Source organism: Enterobacter sp. 118C5 (assembly GCF_034107645.1).
Classification (GTDB): Bacteria; Pseudomonadota; Gammaproteobacteria; order Enterobacterales; family Enterobacteriaceae; genus Enterobacter; species Enterobacter nematophilus.
Map to the genome: position 1 here is coordinate 647186 of NZ_JAWNEU010000001.1, position 19252 is coordinate 666437.

Sequence of the window (19252 nt, forward strand, 5' to 3'; positions counted from 1 at the left end):
CAGCGCCACCCGGCAATCACATCAATGATAAGTCTTAATAATCTCCAGCACGCCGTTAATAATAAACTGCACGCCCATACAGACCAGCAAGAAGCCCATCAGGCGGGAAATGGCTTCGATACCGCCTTTGCCTACCCAGCGCATAATTGCACCGGAGCTGCGCAGCGACGCCCAGACGGTAAGCCCGATAATCGCAAAAATCAGCGGCGGCGCAACCGTCAGCACCCAGTCCGGGAAGGTTGCGCTGTCGCGCACCGTCGACGCGGAGCTGATGATCATCGCGATGGTACCCGGCCCCGCCGTGCTGGGCATAGCCAGCGGTACAAAAGCGATATTCGCGCTCGGCTCAGTTTCCAGCTCTTCGGATTTACTGGCCGCCTCCGGGGACTCGTGCGCTTTTTGCGCCGGGAACAGCATGCGGAAACCGATAAAGGCCACAATCAGCCCCCCGGCGATACGCAGGCCAGGGATGGAAATCCCGAAGGTGTTCATCACCAGCTGCCCGGCGTAATAGGCCACCATCATGATGGCAAATACATACACTGCAGCCATCATCGACTGATGATTGCGCTCGGCGCTGTTCATGTTCCCTGCCAGTCCGAGGAAAAGCGCCACCGTCGTTAACGGGTTAGCCAACGGCAGCAGTACCACCAGCCCAAGCCCAATTGCTTTAATCAAATCCAACATAGTGCGTCGTTGTCCTTATCCACATTTAACATCGCAATTATAGGGTGAAAGCATGACGTTCAGCCATGCGCGCAACGTAACGATTATTTTCTTCCGGTAAAGATAACCTGTCGTTATCTATATGATTTGAAAGCCTTCAAAAAGAGTTCATGAAACGTTTTAGCAATTCGTGGCATCGGCTGATTCATTCAGTTGACTTATACTTGCCTGAGCAATAATATCTGCCGTGATTAAACTACTTGCCAGGGCAACCATTGTGAAAAGCACCAGTGATATCTTTAACGACGTTGTTCCGCTGGGTCGTCTTATTCATATGGTTAACCAGAAAAAAGATCGCCTGCTCAATGACTACCTGTCACCGCTGGATATCACCGCAACACAGTTCAAAGTGCTGTGTTCCATTCGCTGCGAAGTGTGTATCACGCCGGTTGAGCTGAAAAAGGTGCTCTCTGTCGATCTGGGTGCGTTAACCCGCATGCTCGATCGTCTCGTCTGCAAAGGATGGGTAGAACGAAGCCCTAACCCGAATGACAAACGCGGCGTACTGGTCAGGCTCACCAGCGATGGTGCGGCTATGTGCGAGCAATGTCATCAATTAGTAGGACAAACACTGCATCAGGAACTAACAAAAAACTTAACGGCAGATGAAGTGGCAACCCTTGAGCTTTTGCTGAAGAAAATACTGCCGTAAACAGAAAAAAGAGGTATGACGATGTCCAGACGCAATACTGACGCTATCACTATTCATAGCATTTTGGACTGGATCGAAGATAACCTGGAATCGCCGCTCTCCCTTGAAAAAGTGTCAGAGCGTTCAGGTTACTCCAAATGGCACCTGCAACGGATGTTCAAAAAAGAGACCGGTCATTCATTAGGTCAATATATTCGCAGCCGCAAGCTGACGGAAATTGCCCAGAAGCTGAAAGAAAGCAATGAACCGATCCTTTATCTGGCGGAGCGTTACGGATTTGAATCACAGCAAACCCTCACGCGTACGTTCAAGAACTATTTTGACGTGCCGCCTCATAAGTACCGAATCACCAGCGTGCCGGGTGAATCCCGTTACCTGTATCCGTTAAAACACTGTAGTTAATCATCGCCTGTAAAAGACGTAACCGAGGAAAAAATGAAAGTTACCGCCTCCGCCGCCCTCGCCTTGCTGGTGCTGTTTTCCAGCCAGACCTTCGCGGAGCAAACCCCAGGTGCAACGCAGCAAAATAATCATGACACGATGATTTTGCCGTCAGCACATGACCAGTCGCCTTATGATTTCAACCACATGGGTGCTGGTAGCGACAAATCCGACGAATTAGGCGTGCCTTATTATAATCAGCACGGCCTCTGATTCGTTTTTGCCCCGCAGATGCGGGGCTTTTTTATGCCCTATCCCCTTACCCGCGCCGCCCGGCGAACCCGCAGGCCAAACACGTTGATGTACAGACCGGCCATGATCAGCACGGCACCGAGCAACTGCAGCGCGCTCAGCGTTTCATCCAGCAGTATCGCCGCACTGGCAAGCCCCACCACCGGAACCAGCAAAGACAGCGGCGCGACGCGCCAGGTCTCATAGCGCCCCAGCAGCGAGCCCCAGATCCCGTAGCCCACGATGGTGGCGACAAACGCCAGATAGATAAGAGAAAGGATCGTGGTCAGATCGATCTCGACCAGGCTTTTCAGCATCACCTCCGGGCCATCCAGAATAAACGACGCCGCCAGAAACGGGATTATCGGGATCAGTGCGCTCCAGACCACCAGGGACATCACCTGAGGCCTCGCCTCGTGCTGCATAATCAGCTTGTTGAAAATATTGCCGCACGCCCAGCTCAGCCCCGCCGCCAGCGTGAGCATAAACCCGAGCAGCGCCACATCCTGACCGTTCAAGCTGGCTTCAATCAGCACCAGCACGCCAAACACCGCGAGCGTTATCCCCGCCAGCTGTTTGCCCTGTAAACGTTCGCCAAAAACGAACGCGCCTAGAATGATGGTAAAGAACGCCTGCGCCTGTAGCACCAGCGAGGCAAGACCGGCCGGCATGCCGAACTTGATGGCGCAGAAGAGAAACGCGAACTGGCCAAAGCTGATGGTCAGACCGTAGCCCAGCAGGAGTTTCAACGGGATTTTCGGACGGGCGACGAAAAAGAGCGCCGGGAACGCCACCAGCATAAAACGCAAACCGGCCAGCATCAGCGGGGGCATGTTGTGCAATCCCAGCTTGATGACCACAAAATTGAGCCCCCATACCACGACCACCAGCAACGCCAGCAGTCCGTCTTTACGCGTCATACCCTGCCCCTGAATTATTAATAATTTGTTAACACTTCAAGGTAACAGAAAAAAGTGTGCCGCGAGAAGATCATTATTTCTGGCAGGCAGCTGAAGCACTTAGGGATAAATCGGGTGCTATACAAGCCCCTTATGTCATGGTAATCCTGTTAACACACGTCTAAAAAAAGCATAAGCAACCGTCGGGCAGGAAAATGAAACCATCTCTCAGGCGCTCAACCGCAGCGCTGCTGGCATCGTCATTGTTATTAACCATCGGTCGGGGGGCAACGCTGCCGTTCATGACCATTTATCTCACGCGCGTGTTTAACATGAGCGTCGAGAATATTGGTTATGCCCTGACGATTGCGCTGACCGTTGGCGTGGTGTTCAGCCTGGGATTTGGCATTCTGGCCGATAAGTTTGATAAAAAACGCTACATGCTGATCGCGATCGTGGCTTTTATCGCCGGGTTTGTCGCAATCCCGCTGGTGGATAACGTCACCCTGGTGGTGCTGTTCTTTTCCCTCATCAACTGCGCCTATTCCGTCTTTTCGACGGTGCTGAAAGCCTGGTTCTCGGACGTGCTGACCTCCAGCCAGAAAGCGCGCGTCTTCTCGCTCAACTACAGCTTCCTGAACATTGGCTGGACGATCGGGCCGCCGATTGGCACCCTGCTGGTGATGTACAGCCTGCAGCTGCCGTTCTGGCTGGCGGCCTTCTGCGCCGCGCTGCCGCTCGGGTTTATTCATTTCTTCGTGCAAAAAAGCGTCGCGCTGGATACCGCCGAGGAAAAGATGCCCTGGCAGCCGTCGGTGCTCCTGAAAGACCGCGCCCTGTTCTGGTTCACCCTCTCCGGCCTGCTCGCGTCTTACGTGGGCGGATCGTTCGCCAGCTGCATTTCGCAGTACGTGCTGGCCGCCAATGCCGACAGCGATTTTGCCCAGAAGGTGGTCGCCGTGGTGCTGCCCGTTAACGCCGCCGTGGTGGTAACCCTGCAGTACGCGCTGGGGCGCAAGATCTCCGCCAGCAATATTCGGCCTTTAATGACCGCCGCAACGCTGTTTTTTATCCTGGGGCTGGGAGGCTTTATGCTCTCCGGGGAGAACCTGATTTACTGGGGCATCGCCGCCGCCATCTTTACGCTGGGTGAGATTATCTACGCACCGGGTGAATACATGCTGATCGACAACATCGCCCCGCCGGGGATGAAGGCGAGCTATTTTTCCGCGCAGGCGCTGGGCTGGCTCGGGGCGGCGGCAAACCCGATGATCACCGGCATTATCCTGACCCACCTGCCGCACTGGTCGCTGTTTGCAATCATGATGGTCGCCATCGTCATTGCCTGGCTGATGATTTTGCGGGGAATGAGCGTGAAGGCGTGGAACGAGTCACCCAAAGCGGCGTAGAGAATAGAGGCCGGGTAAGGCGTGGCCGCCACCCGGCAATAACGCATCAGTGGTGCAGCATTTCCTCCACCACCTGCTCTTTGTACATCTCGTTTGGATAATAGGTCGGCCAGTTATCCATCTCTTTCAGCAGCGCCTCGTGGGATGTGTTGCCCATAAAAATATGGAAGTGCGAAGAGGCTTTCGGCCCGATGATGTGGTCGCTGAACTGCACGAACTTCGGCGCCTTGCTGTCGGCATCCTTACACTCAAACAGATAGCGAACGCCTTTTTTGCCCGATGCGTAGGTCAGAATTTTGTAGCCGCTGTAAGCATACTGACAGCTGCTGACCGCCTTGCCTCTGTGGAATTCCATTACGTTATTTTCGATGCCGATGGCATCCACGTCCGTGGCATATCCCTTGCGGTAGTACGCTTTCACCTCGTCAAAGGTTTTGCTTTTATCCTTCTGCGCTTTCTGTTTGAAGACCGGATCCAGCGAGCCGTCCAGCAGGAACGGATAGACCGACTGCCAGGTGCCGTCCCAGTCGGACAGCGCTCTGTCCTTTACGTCTTTATCCTCAAACACGCCGTTTGCCGCCTTCTGTTCCGCTTCGGTCATCTGATGGCCGTGCGAGTGAGCAAACAGCTGGCCGCTGACCAGCAGCGCCCCCAGAGTCATGGCAAATTTCCCAATATGTGCAGCCAAAGTAACGCCCTCATTCCGTTTTATAAAAATGAGGATGTTATATTATAACATTTCAGATCGCAACCAGTCCGCGAACGCCCTCCTGCTCCATATTTTCGCCCCGCCCGCGCTGGATGATGGTGCCGCGGGACATCAGGAGATAGCTGTCGGCCAGCTCGGCGGCAAAGTCGTAAAACTGCTCGACCAGCAGGATTGCCATATCGCCTCTGTTTGCCAGGGTGCGGATCACCTGGCCAATCTCTTTGATGACGGAAGGCTGTATGCCTTCGGTGGGTTCGTCCAGAATCAGCAGCTGCGGACGGCTCGCCAGCGCGCGACCAATCGCCAGCTGCTGCTGTTGCCCGCCGGAGAGATCGCCCCCGCGGCGGTGCTTCATCTCTTTGAGTACCGGGAACAGCTGCCAAATCTCGTCAGGAACCTGCTTTGCCTCGCGGGCGGAAAAACGCGACAGCCCCAGCAGAAGGTTCTCTTCCACGGTCAGGCGCGGGAAAATCTCGCGTCCCTGCGGGACATACGCCACGCCAGACTGCACCCGCTGGTGCGGCCTGCTGTGGGTGATCGTTTTACCCTGCCAGATGACCTCCCCGGTTTTCGCCGGGATCAGCCCCATCAGGCACTTCAGCAGCGTGGTTTTGCCCACGCCGTTGCGCCCCAGCAGGCAGGTGACTTCACCGGTGGCGGCTTCAAAGCTCACGCCGCGCAGGATATGGCTGCCGCCGTAGTACTGATTCAGTTCGTTAACCTGTAACATCATCGCTCCTTAGCGCCCCAGATAGACCTCAATCACCTGCTCGTTGGCCTGCACCTCGCGAAGCGAGCCTTCCGCAAGCACGCGTCCCTGATGCAGCACCGTGACGTGATCGGCAATCGTTTCAACAAAGCCCATGTCGTGCTCTACCACCATCAGGGAATGCTTGCCCGCCAGGGTTTTGAACAGCTCGGCGGTGTATTCCGTTTCCGCGTCGGTCATCCCGGCGGCGGGTTCATCCAGCAGCAGCAGGTGCGGGTCCTGCACCAGCAGCATGCCGATCTCAAGGAACTGCTTCTGCCCGTGCGAAAGCAGCCCCGCGCGACGATCCCGCTCGCTGCCAAGGCGCAGAAGAACCAGCATCTCGTCAATGCGGTCCCGCTGCTCGCCGTTGAGTTTTGCCCGCAGGCTCGCCCAGACGGATTTATCGGTTTTCATGGCGATCTCAAGGTTCTCCCACACCGTCAGCGCTTCAAAGACCGTGGGCTTCTGGAATTTTCGGCCAATCCCCTGACGGGCAATGGCCGCAGGCTCCAGCGCGGTCAGGTCGATAGACTGGTCGTAAATGGCTCTCCCGCTCTTTGGCCGCGTTTTACCGGTAATCACGTCCATCAGCGTGGTTTTACCGGCTCCGTTGGGGCCAATCACGCAGCGCAGCTCGCCCACGCCGATATTCAGCGAGAGATCGGTCAGGGCCTGAAATCCATCAAAATTGACGCTGATGGCCTCAAGCTGAAGCACCGGGTCGGTCTGGTCCCGATAGCGATCGCCGGGCAACTGGCGGGTAAATAATCCTTCCGTTTGCTGCATTATTTCTCTCCCTTACGCAACAGACCGTAGACGCCGCGCGGCAGGAACAGCGTGACGGCAATAAAAATCAGCCCCAGAAACAGCTGCCAGTACTCCGGCATGGCGACGGTAAAGAAGCTCTTCGCCCCGTTGACCAGCGCCGCGCCAATCACCGGCCCCACCAGCGTGCCGCGCCCGCCCAGCGCCACCCAGATGGCGGCTTCTATTGAGTTGGTCGGCGACATCTCACCGGGGTTAATAATGCCGACCTGGGGAACGTACAGCGCCCCCGCCAGGCCGCACAGCACGGCGGAGAGCGTCCACACCAGCAGCTTGAACCCGCGCGGATCGTACCCGCAGAACGTCAGGCGGTTTTCCGCGTCGCGCACGGCGGTCAGGATGCGGCCAAACTTGCTCTTCGCCAGCGCGAATCCGGTGCCCAACGCCAGGAGCAGCAGCAGCACGGTTGCCAGAAACAGCGCGATGCGGGTGGCCGTTTCCGTCACCGAAAACCCGAGCAGCGTGGTGAAGCCGGTAAAGCCGTTATTGCCGCCAAAGCCGGTTTCGTTGCGAAAGAACAGCAGCATGCCCGCGTAGGTCAGCGCCTGGGTCATAATCGAGAAGTAAACCCCTTTGATCTTCGAGCGGAAGGCAAACCAGCCAAACACCAGCGCCAGCAGGCCCGGCACCATCACGATCAGCACCAGCGCCCAGGCAAAGTGCTGGGTACCCCACCAGAACCACGGCAGCTCGCTCCAGGAGAGAAACGACATAAACGCGGGCAGGCCGTCGCCTGACGCCTGGCGCATCAGGTACATGCCCATCGCATAGCCGCCCAGGGCGAAGAAGATGCCGTGCCCAAGAGAGAGCATCCCGGCGTAGCCCCACACCAGATCCAGCGCCACCGCAACGACGGCATAGCAGAGGATCTTGCCGATGAGCGTCAGCATCCAGGTCGACAGCGCCAGCGGATGCGTGGCGGGCAGCAGGGCGAAAAACGGTAATATCAGCAGACACGCCACCAGCAGGCTGCCGGCAATCTGCGTTACGCGCGGCGCTTTACGCGCCAGCGTTAAGGTCAGCGGCTGGCTCATCAGTCAATCACCCTCCCTTTCAGCGCAAACAGCCCCTGAGGGCGCTTCTGGATAAACAGGACGATCGCCACCAGAATCACGATCTTGCCCAGCACCGCACCCATCTGCGGCTCGAGGATTTTATTGAAAATGCCCAGCCCGAACGCGGCCGCCACGCTGCCTGCCAGCTGGCCTACGCCACCGAGAACGACCACGAGGAACGAGTCGATGATGTAACCCTGACCAAGCTCCGGCCCGACGTTACCAAGCTGGGATAACGCCACGCCGCCTAACCCGGCGATCCCTGAACCCAGCCCGAACGCCAGCATATCGACGCGCCCGGTCGGTACCCCGCAGCAGGCGGCCATGCTGCGGTTTTGCGTCACCGCCCGCACGTTCAGACCAAGACGCGTTTTATTCAGAATGAGCCAGGTGAAGAACAGCACCATCAGCACAAAGCCCAGCACCACGATGCGGTTCCACGGCAGCGTCAGGTTGGCAAAAATCTGTACCCCGCCGGAAAGCCATGCCGGGTTTGCCACCTCCAGGTTCTGGGCGCCAAAGGTCATACGCACCAGCTGGATGAGCATCAGGCTGATCCCCCACGTCGCCAGCAGCGTTTCCAGCGGGCGACCGTACAGGTGACGGATCACGGTGCGCTCCAGCACCATTCCGATGCCCGCCGTCACGCAGAACGCCACCGGCAGCGCGATAACGGGATAGAGCGCCAGCCACTGGGGCGCAAGCCCGGCCATCGCCTGCTGCACCATCCACGTGGCGTACGCCCCCAGCATCAGCATCTCGCCGTGCGCCATATTGATAACGCCCAGCAGACCGTAGGTGATCGCGAGCCCAAGCGCCGCCAGCAGCAGCACCGACCCCAGGGACAGCCCCATAAACGCTTGGCCCAGCAGATCGCCCCACATCAGGCGATGCGTAATCTGGCTAAGGCTCTCTACTGCGGCCGCGCGCACGCCGGCGTCCGGCTCGGTCTGCGCCTGGGTAAATGGCGTGAGTCTGGACTGCACGTCCGGATCGTCTGACTGGCACAGCAGTTCAACGGCCCTGCGGCGCACCTCCGGCTGCGGGCTCGCCAGCTGGAGGTTTGCCACTGCCAGCTGCAGCGCCTGACGCGCTACGGCGTCCGTTTCATCCCCGGCGCGCTTTTCCAGAAAAGCGAGCATGTCGGGCTGGGCATCACGCTGGAGCTGACGGGCTGCAGCTCGTCTTTCTGTGACACTGTCACTAACGAGCTGGTGCGTGGCAATGGCCGTTGCGGCCAGCACGCGCAGCCGGTTCGTCAGGCGTACGGCTTTGGTTTGCCCTTCGGCCACGCGGGCGTCACCGAGCGAAACCATTTCGCCGCTACGCTTCGCAAAGGCGTGCTTTTGGCTGTCGATATACAGGTTTTCCTTTTGCAGGGACTGAAGCAGCGGAAGCCTGGCGGCATCCGGCGCGGCGGCCCACTGCGCGAGGAGTTCCGCCTGCTGTCCTCGGCTGGCGGCAACAAAACGATCGGCATCCGATGCCTGCGCCATCCCTGGCAGCAGTCCGGAAAGCCATACAAGAGCGATGAACATGCGCATGGCGTTCATGACGTTTCTCCCTGAGGCAATGGCTTAGTTGCTGGCGGTTTTCATCGGCTGGTCGGGCTTTTTGTCATTCCCGGCGATGAACGGACTCCACGGCTGGGCGCGCACCGGCTGCTCCGTCTGCCAGACCACGTTGAACTGGCCGTTGCCTTCGATTTCACCGATCATGACCGGCTTATGCAGATGATGGTTGGTGGCATCCATGGTGAGCGTAAAGCCAGACGGCGCCTTAAACGACTGACCGGCCATCGCCGCACGCACCTTATCCACGTCGGTGGTGCCCGCTTTTTCCACCGCCTGCGCCCACATATGGATACCCACATACGTGGCTTCCATCGGATCGTTTGTGACGACGGTATCGGCATTCGGCAGCTTGTGCGCCTTCGCATAGGCTTTGTAATCCGCCACAAATGCCTGGTTGGTTGGATTATCCACGGATTCAAAGTAGTTCCACGCCGCCAGGTTACCCACCAGCGGTTTGGTGTCGATCCCGCGCAGCTCTTCTTCGCCTACGGAGAACGCCACCACCGGCACGTCGGTCGCCTTCAGCCCCTGGTTAGCCAGCTCTTTGTAGAACGGCACGTTGGAGTCGCCGTTGATGGTCGACACCACGGCGGTTTTGCCACCTGCGGAGAATTTCTTGATGTTGGCGACGATGGTCTGGTAGTCGCTATGGCCAAACGGGGTGTAAACCTCTTCGATGTCCTTATCCTCAACGCCTTTCGAATGCAGGAAGGCGCGCAGGATCTTGTTGGTGGTGCGCGGGTAAACGTAGTCGGTACCCAGCAGGAAGAAGCGCTTCGCCCCGCCGCCGTCCTCGCTCATCAGGTATTCCACCGCCGGGATGGCCTGCTGGTTCGGCGCCGCGCCGGTATAGAAGACGTTTGGCGACATCTCTTCGCCTTCATACTGCACCGGATAGAACAGCAGGCCGTTCAGCTCCTCAAACACCGGTAGCACGGACTTGCGCGAAACCGACGTCCAGCAGCCGAACACCACCGCCACTTTATCCTGGCTCAGCAGCTGGCGCGCCTTCTCGGCAAACAGCGGCCAGTTTGAGGCCGGATCCACCACCACCGGCTCCAGTTTTTTACCCAGCACGCCGCCTTTGGCGTTGATTTCGTCGATGGTCATCAGGGCGACGTCCTTCAGCGGGGTTTCGGAGATGGCCATCGTGCCGGACAGAGAGTGCATGATCCCCACTTTGATGGTATCGGCCGCCTGCACGCCAAAACTCATTCCCATCGCCACGACGGACGCGGATAACGCAAAGGCTTTTAATAAGGTACGACGCTGCATATTTTCACTCCTGAAAAGAACGCTGTGCGAAAACGTCCGTTACGGCATGGACGCGGAAATAAAGGTGTCAGCGAAGCAGGAGCAAAAAGGATGCCAGAATGAAGAACGCGCTATTGCAGGAGACGGAAGGCAGGATGTAAAGAGAACGACTCAGAATGGCACAGCGCTGCACTTTTATAATGCAGCGCTGAGGAAGCGGTTTTACCAGACTTCGCTGGCGATCTGCGTTACCAGGCGGACCTTATCCCACTGCTGGGACTCGCTCAGGCTGTTGCCCTCTTCGGTGGAGGCAAAGCCGCACTGCGGGCTGAGGCAGATCTGCTCTTTCGCCACGTATTTCGCCGCCTCTGCCAGACGGGCCTTCACGCCTTCCGGGTTCTCCAGCTCACCGTTTTTCGTGGTGATCAGGCCCAGCACCACCTGCTGCTTGCCCGGGCGAACGAAGCGCAGCGGCGCGAAATCCCCGCTGCGGTCGTTATCGTATTCGAGGAAGAAGGCGTCAACGTTAACCGTCCCGAACAGCACCTCCGCCACCGGCTCGTAGCCGCCTTCGGAAATCCAGGTTGAACGGAAGTTACCGCGGCAGACGTGCAGCCCGATGGTCAGATCCTCCGGCTTGCCTTCCAGGGCCTTGTTCAGCACGCGGGCGTAGATTTGCGCCAGCTCATCGGCGTCGTCGCCGCGCTCGCGGATCTGACGGCGCTGGTCGTCCGAGCAGAGATAGGCCCAGACGGTGTCGTCCAGCTGCAGATAACGGCAGCCCGCTTCGTAGAATGCGCGGATGGCGTCGCGCCAGGTAGTCGCCAGATCGTCGAAATAGTCGTTCAGATCCGGGTATACCGTCGCGTCGATATCTTTGCGCCCGCCGCGGAAATGGAGCACGCTTGGGCTGGGAATGGTCATCTTCGGCTGGGCATTGCCGCTGATGCTTTTCAGATAGCGGAAGTCTTCCAGCATCGGGTGGTCGCCAAAGCCCAGCTTGCCGGTCACGCGCACGCCGTGGGCTTTGGTTTGTACCCCGTTGAACTGAATCCCCTGCTGTGAATCGTAACGCTCAACGCCCTGAAGACCGTCGAAGAAATCGAAGTGCCACCAGGCGCGGCGAAATTCACCGTCGGTCACCACATGCAGGCAGCACGCGCACTGCTGCTCGACGACGTGGCGAATGGCCTCGTCCTCCACCGCGCGAAGCTGTCCGGCATCAATCTCGCCGCTGGCGAACTTCAGGCGCGCCTGCTTAACGGCATCCGGACGTAAAAAGCTGCCGACTACGTCGGCGCGGTATGGGGCGTGCTGTCGTTGCATGGAAATCTCCTCAGTCTGCCGGTATTAATTGCCCGCAGTGATAATTCATCATTTGAACTTTTAGACTTCTGGATGTCTAAATGTCCAAAAAAGATGTCATACCTGACCGATTCCGGCAAACGAGAAAATTTCACGGGTGTTGAAAAAAATTCATCTTCACAGCGCGGCCTCATGGGCCTGGCTGGCAAACGCGTAGCGTTCATCTTCCCAGCCGGTGATGCCCCCGAGCATGATTTTGACCGGCAGTCCAAGACGCGCCAGCTTCAGCGCCGCCCTGTCCGCGCCGTTACAGTGTGGCCCCGCACAATACACGACAAACAGCGTCCCCTCCGGCCATTTGGACATCCGCTCAGCGGTAATCTGGCTCCAGGGCATATGCAGCGCGCCCGGCACGTGGCGGCGGGCAAACTGCGCCGGGCTCCCCACCACGTGCAGCAGCACGAAGTCCTGCTCATTATTGGCGATGGCATGATGCACGTCGGCGCAGTCGGTTTCGACGCTCAGGCGACGCAGAAAATGGGTAACGGCTTCCTGCGGCTCGGCAGCCGGAAATTCAGTAACATAGCTCATGATCCTTCCTCATCTTTGGCGTTTGTGTTAACACTACTCTATCCACAAATTCAGCCCGTGAATGCGCTCACTTATGCCAGAAAACAGCAAAAAGATGACAAACTTAAGACAGGTTATCCGCCCGCAGGTGGTAGTGCTGGCGTATGACGGGCTGTGTACCTTTGAGTTTGGCGTGGCGGTTGAGATTTTTGGCCTGCCGCGTCCGGAGCTGGGCGACGACTGGTACCGTTTTGCGGTGGCGAGCGTGGATAGCGGAGAACTGCGGGCGACCGGCGGGATCCGCATCGTTGCCGATGGCGACTTGAGCCTGCTTGCGTCGGCGGACCTGATCGTGGTTCCCGGCTGGCGGGGGCTGGACGCACCGGTTCCTTCGGCGCTCTGCGAGGCACTGCGCCAGGCCAGAGCGCGCGGATGCCGGCTGCTGTCCATCTGTTCGGGCGCGTTCGTGCTGGCCGCTGCGGGGCTGCTGAACGGCCGTATAGCCACGACGCACTGGCGCTACATTGACGCGCTTAAGGCCCGCTACCCTCACATCGAGGTAGTTGAGGACGTGCTCTACCAGGACGAAGGCGATATCCTGACGTCCGCAGGCAGCGCGGCGGGAATCGATCTCTGTCTGCACGTCGTCCGGCGGGACTATGGCATGGAAACCGCCAACAGCGTGGCGCGACGGCTGGTGATCCCCCCTCACCGGGATGGTTCTCAGCCGCAGCAGCTGAGCCGCCCGGTTGCGCGGCTGCGGGAGAGCCAGCGCCTGGGCCAGCTGTTTGATTTTCTCCACACGCACCTCGTCGAGCCGCACAGCGTCGACTCGCTGGCGCGTCGGGTCGGCATGAGCCAGCGCACCTTTCTTCGTCGCTTCGAGGCGGCAACAGGCACGACGCCCGCACGCTGGCTGCTCAACGAGCGCCTGCTGAGAGCAAAAGATTATCTGGAGAGCAGCCGTTTAAGCATCGACAGCATCGCTGAACAGACCGGGTTTGGTCAGGCGTCGACGCTGCGCCATCATTTTCGTCAGCAGTTCGCGCTTTCTCCGGCTCAGTATCGTAAACAGTTTTCACGTTCCGATCCTGCCCGCTAGCGGCAAAAGCGCAAAAAAAAAACCGCCATTATCTGGCGGTAAATGCTTGCATGGATAGATTTGTATTTTGGTCTCTACGTCCCCGACGCTCCATGGTCGGGCAGCGGATCTCGAATAAACTAACACCGGCTGTCTTAACGAAACCTAAACAGCCCGGTTAACTCGCGCTGGTATTGATTTGCAAATAGCGCATCAGACCCTGCTCAGCGCTCTGTTTTGCATCATCGTTAAGTGCCTCGAGATAAAACGAACGCGATACTCCATAGGGAGCTTTTTCAGAGGGATATACCGCAAACTGGAATGTTTTTCCCCGTGCCGGATGGGTGCAGTCTAATTCCCAGCGTTGATCATTTACTTTTTTGCTATTGCAGGCTACGCGTCCATAGTCGCTGGTTAAATAAGAACCAACGCGAACTTCCGCGGTCTGAATATATTCTGGTTCGTCATTACCGATATAGCGAACCCCTGCGGTAGCCCCAACGGCCGCCACGAGGAGCGCAAGCGCGATTATTTTTTTCATTTATTTAGACTCATTCCTTAGCCAGAGAACCTCTATTATATAGGATTATCCTTAAAGTAAATGTCTATTTCCGTACCAGAACAGGTAGTTTACAACGCGTATTCCATATTTAGGATATTTCTTAAGACGGATTCACTACCTACAGTATTTGACACTTTCTTTGCTGTACTTTGAATTATTGAATAATAACGAGAAAAAATAATCGGCATGCTTATTCCCGCAATGTTATTCAGCGGTGAAACCATGGTGAAAAAAGGGTTATCTCTCGTCATGCTTATTTGTGCGCTGTTTTCCGGCCAGCTGATGGCCGGGCACAAAGGCCATGAATATATTTGGGTAAAGAATGTGGAACATCAGCTGCGGCATGAGGCCGACAGCGACGAGTTACGCAGTGCAGCGGAAGAGTCAGCGGAGGGTTTGCGCGAGCACCACCTGTGGCAGAAATCGCGCAAACCGGACACGCACGTAAGGTAGTTAACTGCCCTTGCGTTTCGGCAGGGTTTTCATCAGGTCGTCCGGGCTCACGGACGCGACGATGCTGCCCGGCGGTGGCATTTTGAAAATGTGGTTTTTCATTTTGCCGATAACATGCATTTCGCAAGGACGGCAGTCAAACTTCAGGGTCAGGACTTCGTCACCGTTGACCAGCTGCATGGGGGTGGCCTTCCAGCTCTTGATATTCCCTTTCGCCTGTTTCGGGCACAGGTTAAAAGCAAAGCGCAGGCAGTGCTTGGTGATCATCACCGGCACATCGCCCTTCTCTTCGTGCGCTTCATAGGCCGCGTCGATCAGCTGCACGCCGTGGCGATGATAGAATTCACGCGCTTTATGGTTGTAAACGTTGGCCAGGAACGATAAATGGGTGTCCGGATACACGGGCGCAGGAACGGATTCGGCCTTACGGCTGCCGCGCGGATAGTGCGCCAGGCGTGCGGCATCCAGCATCTCTGCCGTTTCGCGGCGGAACTGGTTAAGCAGGCTGTTCGGCACGAACAGCGCGTCCGGCAGATTAACCTCGATAGCGCGCGCGTAGTAAATCGTCTGGCCCAGCTTCGCCACGCCGTCCTTCAGGCTGTTAAGCGCTTTATCCGCGTTGTTTGCCACCTCGAACAGGCCATCAAGCGTATGCGTTACGCTGATGCCGTCTTCGCAGGTCATGGTCAGAATCAGCTGCTCTTCCCAGCCGCCCAGCTCAATATCCACCGCGATGCGGCGCTCGCTGGAGGTTTTCAGCAACGCCTGCTGCCAGTTATGATCCAGGTTACGGTTGAGCGGCGCGTTCGGCCTTGCCTTGTAAAGATCGGCAGGCATTTCATTCGGCCAGACGCGGTAGCGGTTCTCGCCGGTTTTTTCGACCGTGTTGGCGCGGAAGCCCACCACTTCACGCTTGATCATCACGTTCAGGCCGTCGCCGTTCGCCAGCGGCTCCGTCACTTCAACGTCCAGGTGATCTTTCGCCACTTTCAGCACCTCACCGACCGGTAAACCGATAAACTTCGGTGAGTCAAACGCGCCGATATCCCCTTTGCGGGCGTTCACGAAATAGTCCGTGCTGCCGCGGTGGAAGGTTTTGTCCGTCGACGGAATAAAGAAATGCTCGGTACGACCGGCCGAGGCGCGCGCCAGGTCACCACGATCTTCAATAATGGCGTCCAGCATCTGGCGATAGTGCGCGGTGATGTTCTTCACGTAGCTCATGTCTTTGTAGCGCCCTTCAATCTTGAAGGAGCGCACGCCTGCATCAATCAGCGCGCCCAGGTTGGCGGTCTGATCGTTATCCTTCATGGAGAGCAGGTGTTTTTCGAACGCCACCACGCGCCCCTGATCGTCTTTCAGGGTATACGGCAGACGGCAGGCCTGCGAGCAGTCGCCGCGGTTGGCGCTGCGGCCCGTCTGGGCGTGGGAAATGTTGCACTGGCCGGAATAGGCCACGCACAGCGCGCCGTGAATAAAGAACTCAATCGTCGCGTCAGTCGCCTGATGAATATCACGGATCTGATTGAGGTTCAGCTCGCGCGCGAGAACAATCTGCGAAAAGCCCACGTCGGAGAGAAACTTCGCCTTTTCTACCGTACGGATATCGCACTGGGTGCTGGCATGCAGCTCGACAGGCGGAATATCCAGCTCAAGCACGCCCATGTCCTGAACAATCAGGGCATCGACGCCGGTCTGGTAGAGATCGGTAATCAGACGCTGCGCGGGCTCCAGCTCATCATCATGAAGAATGGTGTTCAGGGTCACGAACACTTTCGCCCCGAAACGGTGGGCGAACGGCACCAGCTCGGCAATATCGCGCAGGCTGTTGCTGGCGTTATGGCGGGCACCGAAGCCAGGGCCGCCGATGTAGACGGCGTCAGCGCCGTGAAGGATCGCTTCACGGGCAATGGCGGCGTCGCGGGCCGGGCTTAAAAGTTCAAGATGATGGGATTGCAGGCGCATACTTCGTCGTTATCCGTTATGGTCAAAATGGCGGCTATTGTAGTCAGAAGTATGCGCCAGCGAAACAGTTTTGCGTAGCCTCAGCGGGGATAATGGATCAGAGAGTGAAAATGCACCGGCCGGTCGCTGCTGTTGCGGTAGGCGTGCGGTTTATCGCCGGCAAAACGGACGCCCGAATCGGCAAAAATCGTCTGCCATTCGCCGTTGATGTTCATCTCCAGCTCGCCGCCGATCACCACCACATGCTCAATCACGCCCGCCTCGTGCGGCGTGGACTCGCTCACGGCGCCCGGTGCCAGCGTAATAGAGAAATAATCAAACCCGAGCGTCTCATCCCAGGGAAAGAGCGGTTTGACCACCATCGCCTGCTGCTGCGAGTCAAACACGGCCGGCCTGTCCGCCTCGGACGTGATGAAGGCGGAGAACGGGACGTTCAGCCCGGTGGCGATTTTCCACAGCGTCGACACCGTCGGGCTGGACTCATTGCGCTCGATTTGCCCGAGCATCGCTTTCGACACGCCGGTTTCGTCCGCCAGCTTCGACAAACTCCAGCCGCGCGCCTGGCGCAGCGTTTTCAGCGTTGCTGCAAGATGTTGTGTAATGTCCATGCTCCCTCCTGATGACTCCGAGCATACCACTTGTACGCTATAGCGCACAGTGTTACCTTATCGCGGACGTTATAACGCACAGCGGAGTCTCTATGCGCCCTTCCTCTCATCTCGTTCCAGCCGTACTGGCTGGATTTGTCGCCGTTCTGGTCGGTTACGCCAGCTCGGCAGCCATCATCTGGCAGGCCGCCGCGGCGGCAGGCGCCAGCGCGCAGCAGATTGCGGGCTGGATGACCGCGCTGGGGATTGGGATGGGCGTCAGCACGCTGGCGCTCTCCTGGTGGTATAAAGCCCCGGTGCTGACCGCCTGGTCAACGCCCGGCGCGGCGCTGCTCGCCACCAGCCTGCACGGCGTGACGCTGGCTGAGACAATCGGCGTGTTCATCTTCGCCAACGCGCTCATTTTACTCTGCGGCATTACCGGCCTTTTCGCCCGTCTGATGAGGCTGATCCCCCATTCGCTTGCGGCCGCCATGCTGGCAGGCGTACTCCTGCAGTTTGGTCTGCACGCGTTTGCCCATCTGGATGGGCACTTTCTGCTGTGCGGCAGCATGATTGCCGCGTGGCTGCTGGCGAAAGCGCTGGCACCGCGCTATGCCATCGTCGTAACGCTGCTAGCGGGCGGGATCGTGGCGTGGGCGGGAGGTGACGTTGTCACCGATAAAATCACTCTCTCCCTCGTGATGCCTGAGTTTACTGCCCCGGACTTTACCTTCACCAGCCTGGTGAGCATCGGCTTGCCCTTCTTCCTGGTGACCATGGCCTCGCAAAATGCCCCCGGTTTCGCGACGATGAAAGCGTCCGGCTATCCGCTGGCGGTCTCCCCGCTCATTATTTTTACCGGCGGGCTGGCGCTGCTGCTGTCCCCCTTCGGCGTCTTTTCCATCTGCATAGCCGCCATTACCGCCGCTATCTGTCAGAGCCCGGATGCCCACCCGGACGCCGGTAAACGCTGGCTGGCGGCCATCGCGGCCGGCGGGTTTTATCTGCTGGCGGGGGTGTTCGGCGGATCCATCACCGGCATAATGGCTGCGCTGCCGCTCAGCTGGATCCAGACGCTGGCCGGTCTGGCGCTGCTGGGTACTATCAGCGGGAGTTTATATCAGGCGCTAAATCATGAAGCGGAGCGCGACGCGGCCATCGTCACGTTTCTGATGACCGCGAGCGGCGTCACGATCCTGGGCATCGGCTCGGCATTCTGGGGGCTGGTGCTGGGCGGCGTATGCTACGCCCTGTTTTCACGCGCTCGCCGCGCGTAGCTGTGAGGGCGTGATGCCCATGACGCTGCGGAAACGGTTACTGAAGTGGCTGGCGGAGTTAAACCCGCAGGCCAGCGCGATGTCCGTCAGCGGCGTCGAGGTATGCTGCACCAGGTTTTTCGCTTTTTCCATGCGCCGTTGCATGACGTACTGATGCGGCGCCAGCCCCGTCGACTGGCGGAACATGCGGGCAAAATGGTATTCGCTGAGGGCGGCCTGCGCCGCCAGCTCGGCCAGCGTCAGGGGCTGCCCAAGGTTTTCTTCGATAAAGGCCAACACGTTGCGCAGAACGAACGGCGATAGCCCGCCGGTAACGACCGGGAGCTTCCACTGAACGTTAGAGTAGTTTTGCAGCAGGTGGGTCAACAGCAGCGTGGAGGCCGTGCTCAGGGCGAGCTGATTGGCCTGCTGCTGCCAGTCGCAGCCGAGCAGAAACTGGCGGTACAGCGCGGTGATCTTCGGGTCGCTGCCAAAAATGCGCTCGTCCAGGGTCAGCGACAGCGGCCGCTTGTCCCAGATTTTTTCGCCCACATCGCGCAGGTGTTCATCGGTGCAGTAAAGATGGACAAACGACAGATCGTCGCGGATATCCCACGTCGATTCACTCTCTTTCGGCATCAGACAGAAACGGTCCGGTCCCCCGCCGTTCTTCCAGCCGCCCGGCGTCTTTTGATAGCTCTCGTAGCCGTCGGCGACGTACAGGCTTAGGGTATGATGATTGCTTTTAACCGTTATCGTATCGCGCTTGTTGTACCACGCCGCCAGCTGAATGCCGGAATTGAGCGAGACGGTTTCCCGCAGGACCGCATTCTGCTGGCGTAGCGTTTCAAAGGTATCGTAAGCGTGAGACATAACCGTTAGCGCGTTATTGAGTGAACTGTCAGTCTAAGAACTGTTGTCCCCCGTTGCCAGCCCCCGGAAAA

The 19252-nt window shown here is 58.1% G+C and carries 21 protein-coding genes; 7 read left to right on the top strand and 14 right to left on the bottom strand.

Going from position 1 to position 19252, the window contains the following annotated elements; all coding sequences use genetic code 11:
* Positions 1-21 precede the first annotated feature (21 nt).
* The gene (locus UTO39_RS03045) at positions 22-687 is read right to left on the bottom strand and encodes a MarC family NAAT transporter (RefSeq protein ID WP_061098222.1); all 666 of its coding nucleotides are present in this window, start codon (positions 685-687) and stop codon (positions 22-24) included.
* 256 nt (positions 688-943) lie between these two features.
* Between UTO39_RS03045 and marR the strand changes: the two genes are divergently transcribed.
* Genes marR through marB form a run of 3 tightly spaced genes read left to right on the top strand, consistent with a single transcriptional unit; the run spans position 944 to position 2032 of the window.
* Entirely contained in the window at positions 944-1378 is a 435-nt protein-coding gene (gene marR / locus UTO39_RS03050; RefSeq protein ID WP_028013139.1) for a multiple antibiotic resistance transcriptional regulator MarR, read from the top strand.
* 21 nt (positions 1379-1399) lie between these two features.
* Complete coding sequence (gene marA / locus UTO39_RS03055) at positions 1400-1780, top strand: MDR efflux pump AcrAB transcriptional activator MarA (RefSeq protein ID WP_008502237.1); 381 nt, start codon at positions 1400-1402, stop codon at positions 1778-1780.
* 33 nt (positions 1781-1813) lie between these two features.
* The gene (marB, locus tag UTO39_RS03060) at positions 1814-2032 is read left to right on the top strand and encodes a multiple antibiotic resistance protein MarB (RefSeq protein WP_028013138.1); all 219 of its coding nucleotides are present in this window, start codon (positions 1814-1816) and stop codon (positions 2030-2032) included.
* Between the two features lie 38 nt (positions 2033-2070).
* Here marB and eamA read toward each other — a convergent pair whose 3' ends face one another.
* Entirely contained in the window at positions 2071-2970 is a 900-nt protein-coding gene (gene eamA / locus UTO39_RS03065; RefSeq protein ID WP_253541985.1) for an O-acetylserine/cysteine exporter, read from the bottom strand.
* A 194-nt stretch (positions 2971-3164) separates the two neighbouring features.
* Here eamA and ydeE point away from each other — a divergent pair, with 194 nt between their 5' ends.
* Entirely contained in the window at positions 3165-4358 is a 1194-nt protein-coding gene (ydeE, locus tag UTO39_RS03070) for an efflux MFS transporter YdeE (RefSeq protein ID WP_266178035.1), read from the top strand.
* Positions 4359-4404: 46 nt separating this feature from the next.
* Here ydeE and zinT read toward each other — a convergent pair whose 3' ends face one another.
* The 8 genes from zinT to UTO39_RS03110 all read right to left on the bottom strand — a co-directional run bounded on the left by zinT (position 4405) and on the right by UTO39_RS03110 (position 12422).
* Positions 4405-5046 (bottom strand): metal-binding protein ZinT, encoded by a 642-nt coding sequence (zinT, locus tag UTO39_RS03075; protein WP_061098225.1) that lies wholly within the window; start codon positions 5044-5046, stop codon positions 4405-4407.
* Positions 5047-5098: 52 nt separating this feature from the next.
* The gene (gene urtE, locus UTO39_RS03080) at positions 5099-5797 is read right to left on the bottom strand and encodes an urea ABC transporter ATP-binding subunit UrtE (RefSeq protein WP_126818165.1); all 699 of its coding nucleotides are present in this window, start codon (positions 5795-5797) and stop codon (positions 5099-5101) included.
* 9 nt (positions 5798-5806) lie between these two features.
* Complete coding sequence (urtD, locus tag UTO39_RS03085) at positions 5807-6604, bottom strand: urea ABC transporter ATP-binding protein UrtD (RefSeq protein WP_320726435.1); 798 nt, start codon at positions 6602-6604, stop codon at positions 5807-5809.
* Positions 6604-7677, bottom strand: a complete 1074-nt coding sequence (urtC, locus tag UTO39_RS03090; RefSeq protein ID WP_266178037.1) for an urea ABC transporter permease subunit UrtC — start codon at positions 7675-7677, stop codon at positions 6604-6606. Before urtC ends, urtD begins: the two co-directional genes overlap by 1 nt.
* Positions 7677-9251, bottom strand: a complete 1575-nt coding sequence (urtB, locus tag UTO39_RS03095) for an urea ABC transporter permease subunit UrtB (protein WP_320726436.1) — start codon at positions 9249-9251, stop codon at positions 7677-7679. Before urtB ends, urtC begins: the two co-directional genes overlap by 1 nt.
* Before the next feature lie 24 nt (positions 9252-9275).
* Positions 9276-10547 carry an urea ABC transporter substrate-binding protein gene (urtA, locus tag UTO39_RS03100; protein ID WP_320726437.1) on the bottom strand — a complete coding sequence of 424 codons (1272 nt, stop codon included), beginning with the start codon at positions 10545-10547 and terminating at the stop codon, positions 9276-9278.
* A 201-nt stretch (positions 10548-10748) separates the two neighbouring features.
* Positions 10749-11852, bottom strand: coding sequence for a cobalamin-independent methionine synthase II family protein (locus UTO39_RS03105; RefSeq protein ID WP_320726438.1), 1104 nt, complete (start codon positions 11850-11852; stop codon positions 10749-10751).
* A gap of 156 nt (positions 11853-12008) precedes the next feature.
* Entirely contained in the window at positions 12009-12422 is a 414-nt protein-coding gene (locus tag UTO39_RS03110) for a rhodanese-like domain-containing protein (RefSeq protein WP_320726439.1), read from the bottom strand.
* 73 nt (positions 12423-12495) lie between these two features.
* Here UTO39_RS03110 and ftrA point away from each other — a divergent pair, with 73 nt between their 5' ends.
* On the top strand, positions 12496-13503 hold the full coding sequence (ftrA, locus tag UTO39_RS03115; protein WP_320726440.1) for a transcriptional regulator FtrA: 1008 nt from the start codon (positions 12496-12498) through the stop codon (positions 13501-13503).
* 157 nt (positions 13504-13660) lie between these two features.
* On the opposite strand, the gene UTO39_RS03120 is transcribed toward ftrA, so the two are convergent.
* Positions 13661-14023, bottom strand: coding sequence for a hypothetical protein (locus tag UTO39_RS03120; RefSeq protein WP_320726441.1), 363 nt, complete (start codon positions 14021-14023; stop codon positions 13661-13663).
* Positions 14024-14266: 243 nt separating this feature from the next.
* Between UTO39_RS03120 and UTO39_RS03125 the strand changes: the two genes are divergently transcribed.
* Entirely contained in the window at positions 14267-14497 is a 231-nt protein-coding gene (locus tag UTO39_RS03125; RefSeq protein ID WP_061099667.1) for a DUF2554 family protein, read from the top strand.
* Here UTO39_RS03125 and UTO39_RS03130 read toward each other — a convergent pair whose 3' ends face one another.
* Positions 14498-16462: a U32 family peptidase gene (locus tag UTO39_RS03130; RefSeq protein WP_320726442.1), complete on the bottom strand. Its 1965-nt coding sequence runs from the start codon at positions 16460-16462 to the stop codon at positions 14498-14500.
* 80 nt (positions 16463-16542) lie between these two features.
* Positions 16543-17070: a helix-turn-helix domain-containing protein gene (locus UTO39_RS03135; RefSeq protein WP_061098236.1), complete on the bottom strand. Its 528-nt coding sequence runs from the start codon at positions 17068-17070 to the stop codon at positions 16543-16545.
* Positions 17071-17162: 92 nt separating this feature from the next.
* On the opposite strand from UTO39_RS03135, the gene UTO39_RS03140 reads away from it, so the two are divergent.
* A complete protein-coding gene (locus UTO39_RS03140; RefSeq protein WP_320726443.1) occupies positions 17163-18329 on the top strand; it encodes a benzoate/H(+) symporter BenE family transporter in 1167 nt (388 codons plus the stop codon).
* Here the strand turns inward: UTO39_RS03140 and UTO39_RS03145 are convergent.
* Positions 18309-19181, bottom strand: a complete 873-nt coding sequence (locus tag UTO39_RS03145; RefSeq protein ID WP_320726444.1) for a helix-turn-helix transcriptional regulator — start codon at positions 19179-19181, stop codon at positions 18309-18311. The two genes, UTO39_RS03140 and UTO39_RS03145, sit on opposite strands and share 21 nt — an antisense overlap.
* Positions 19182-19252 lie beyond the last annotated feature (71 nt).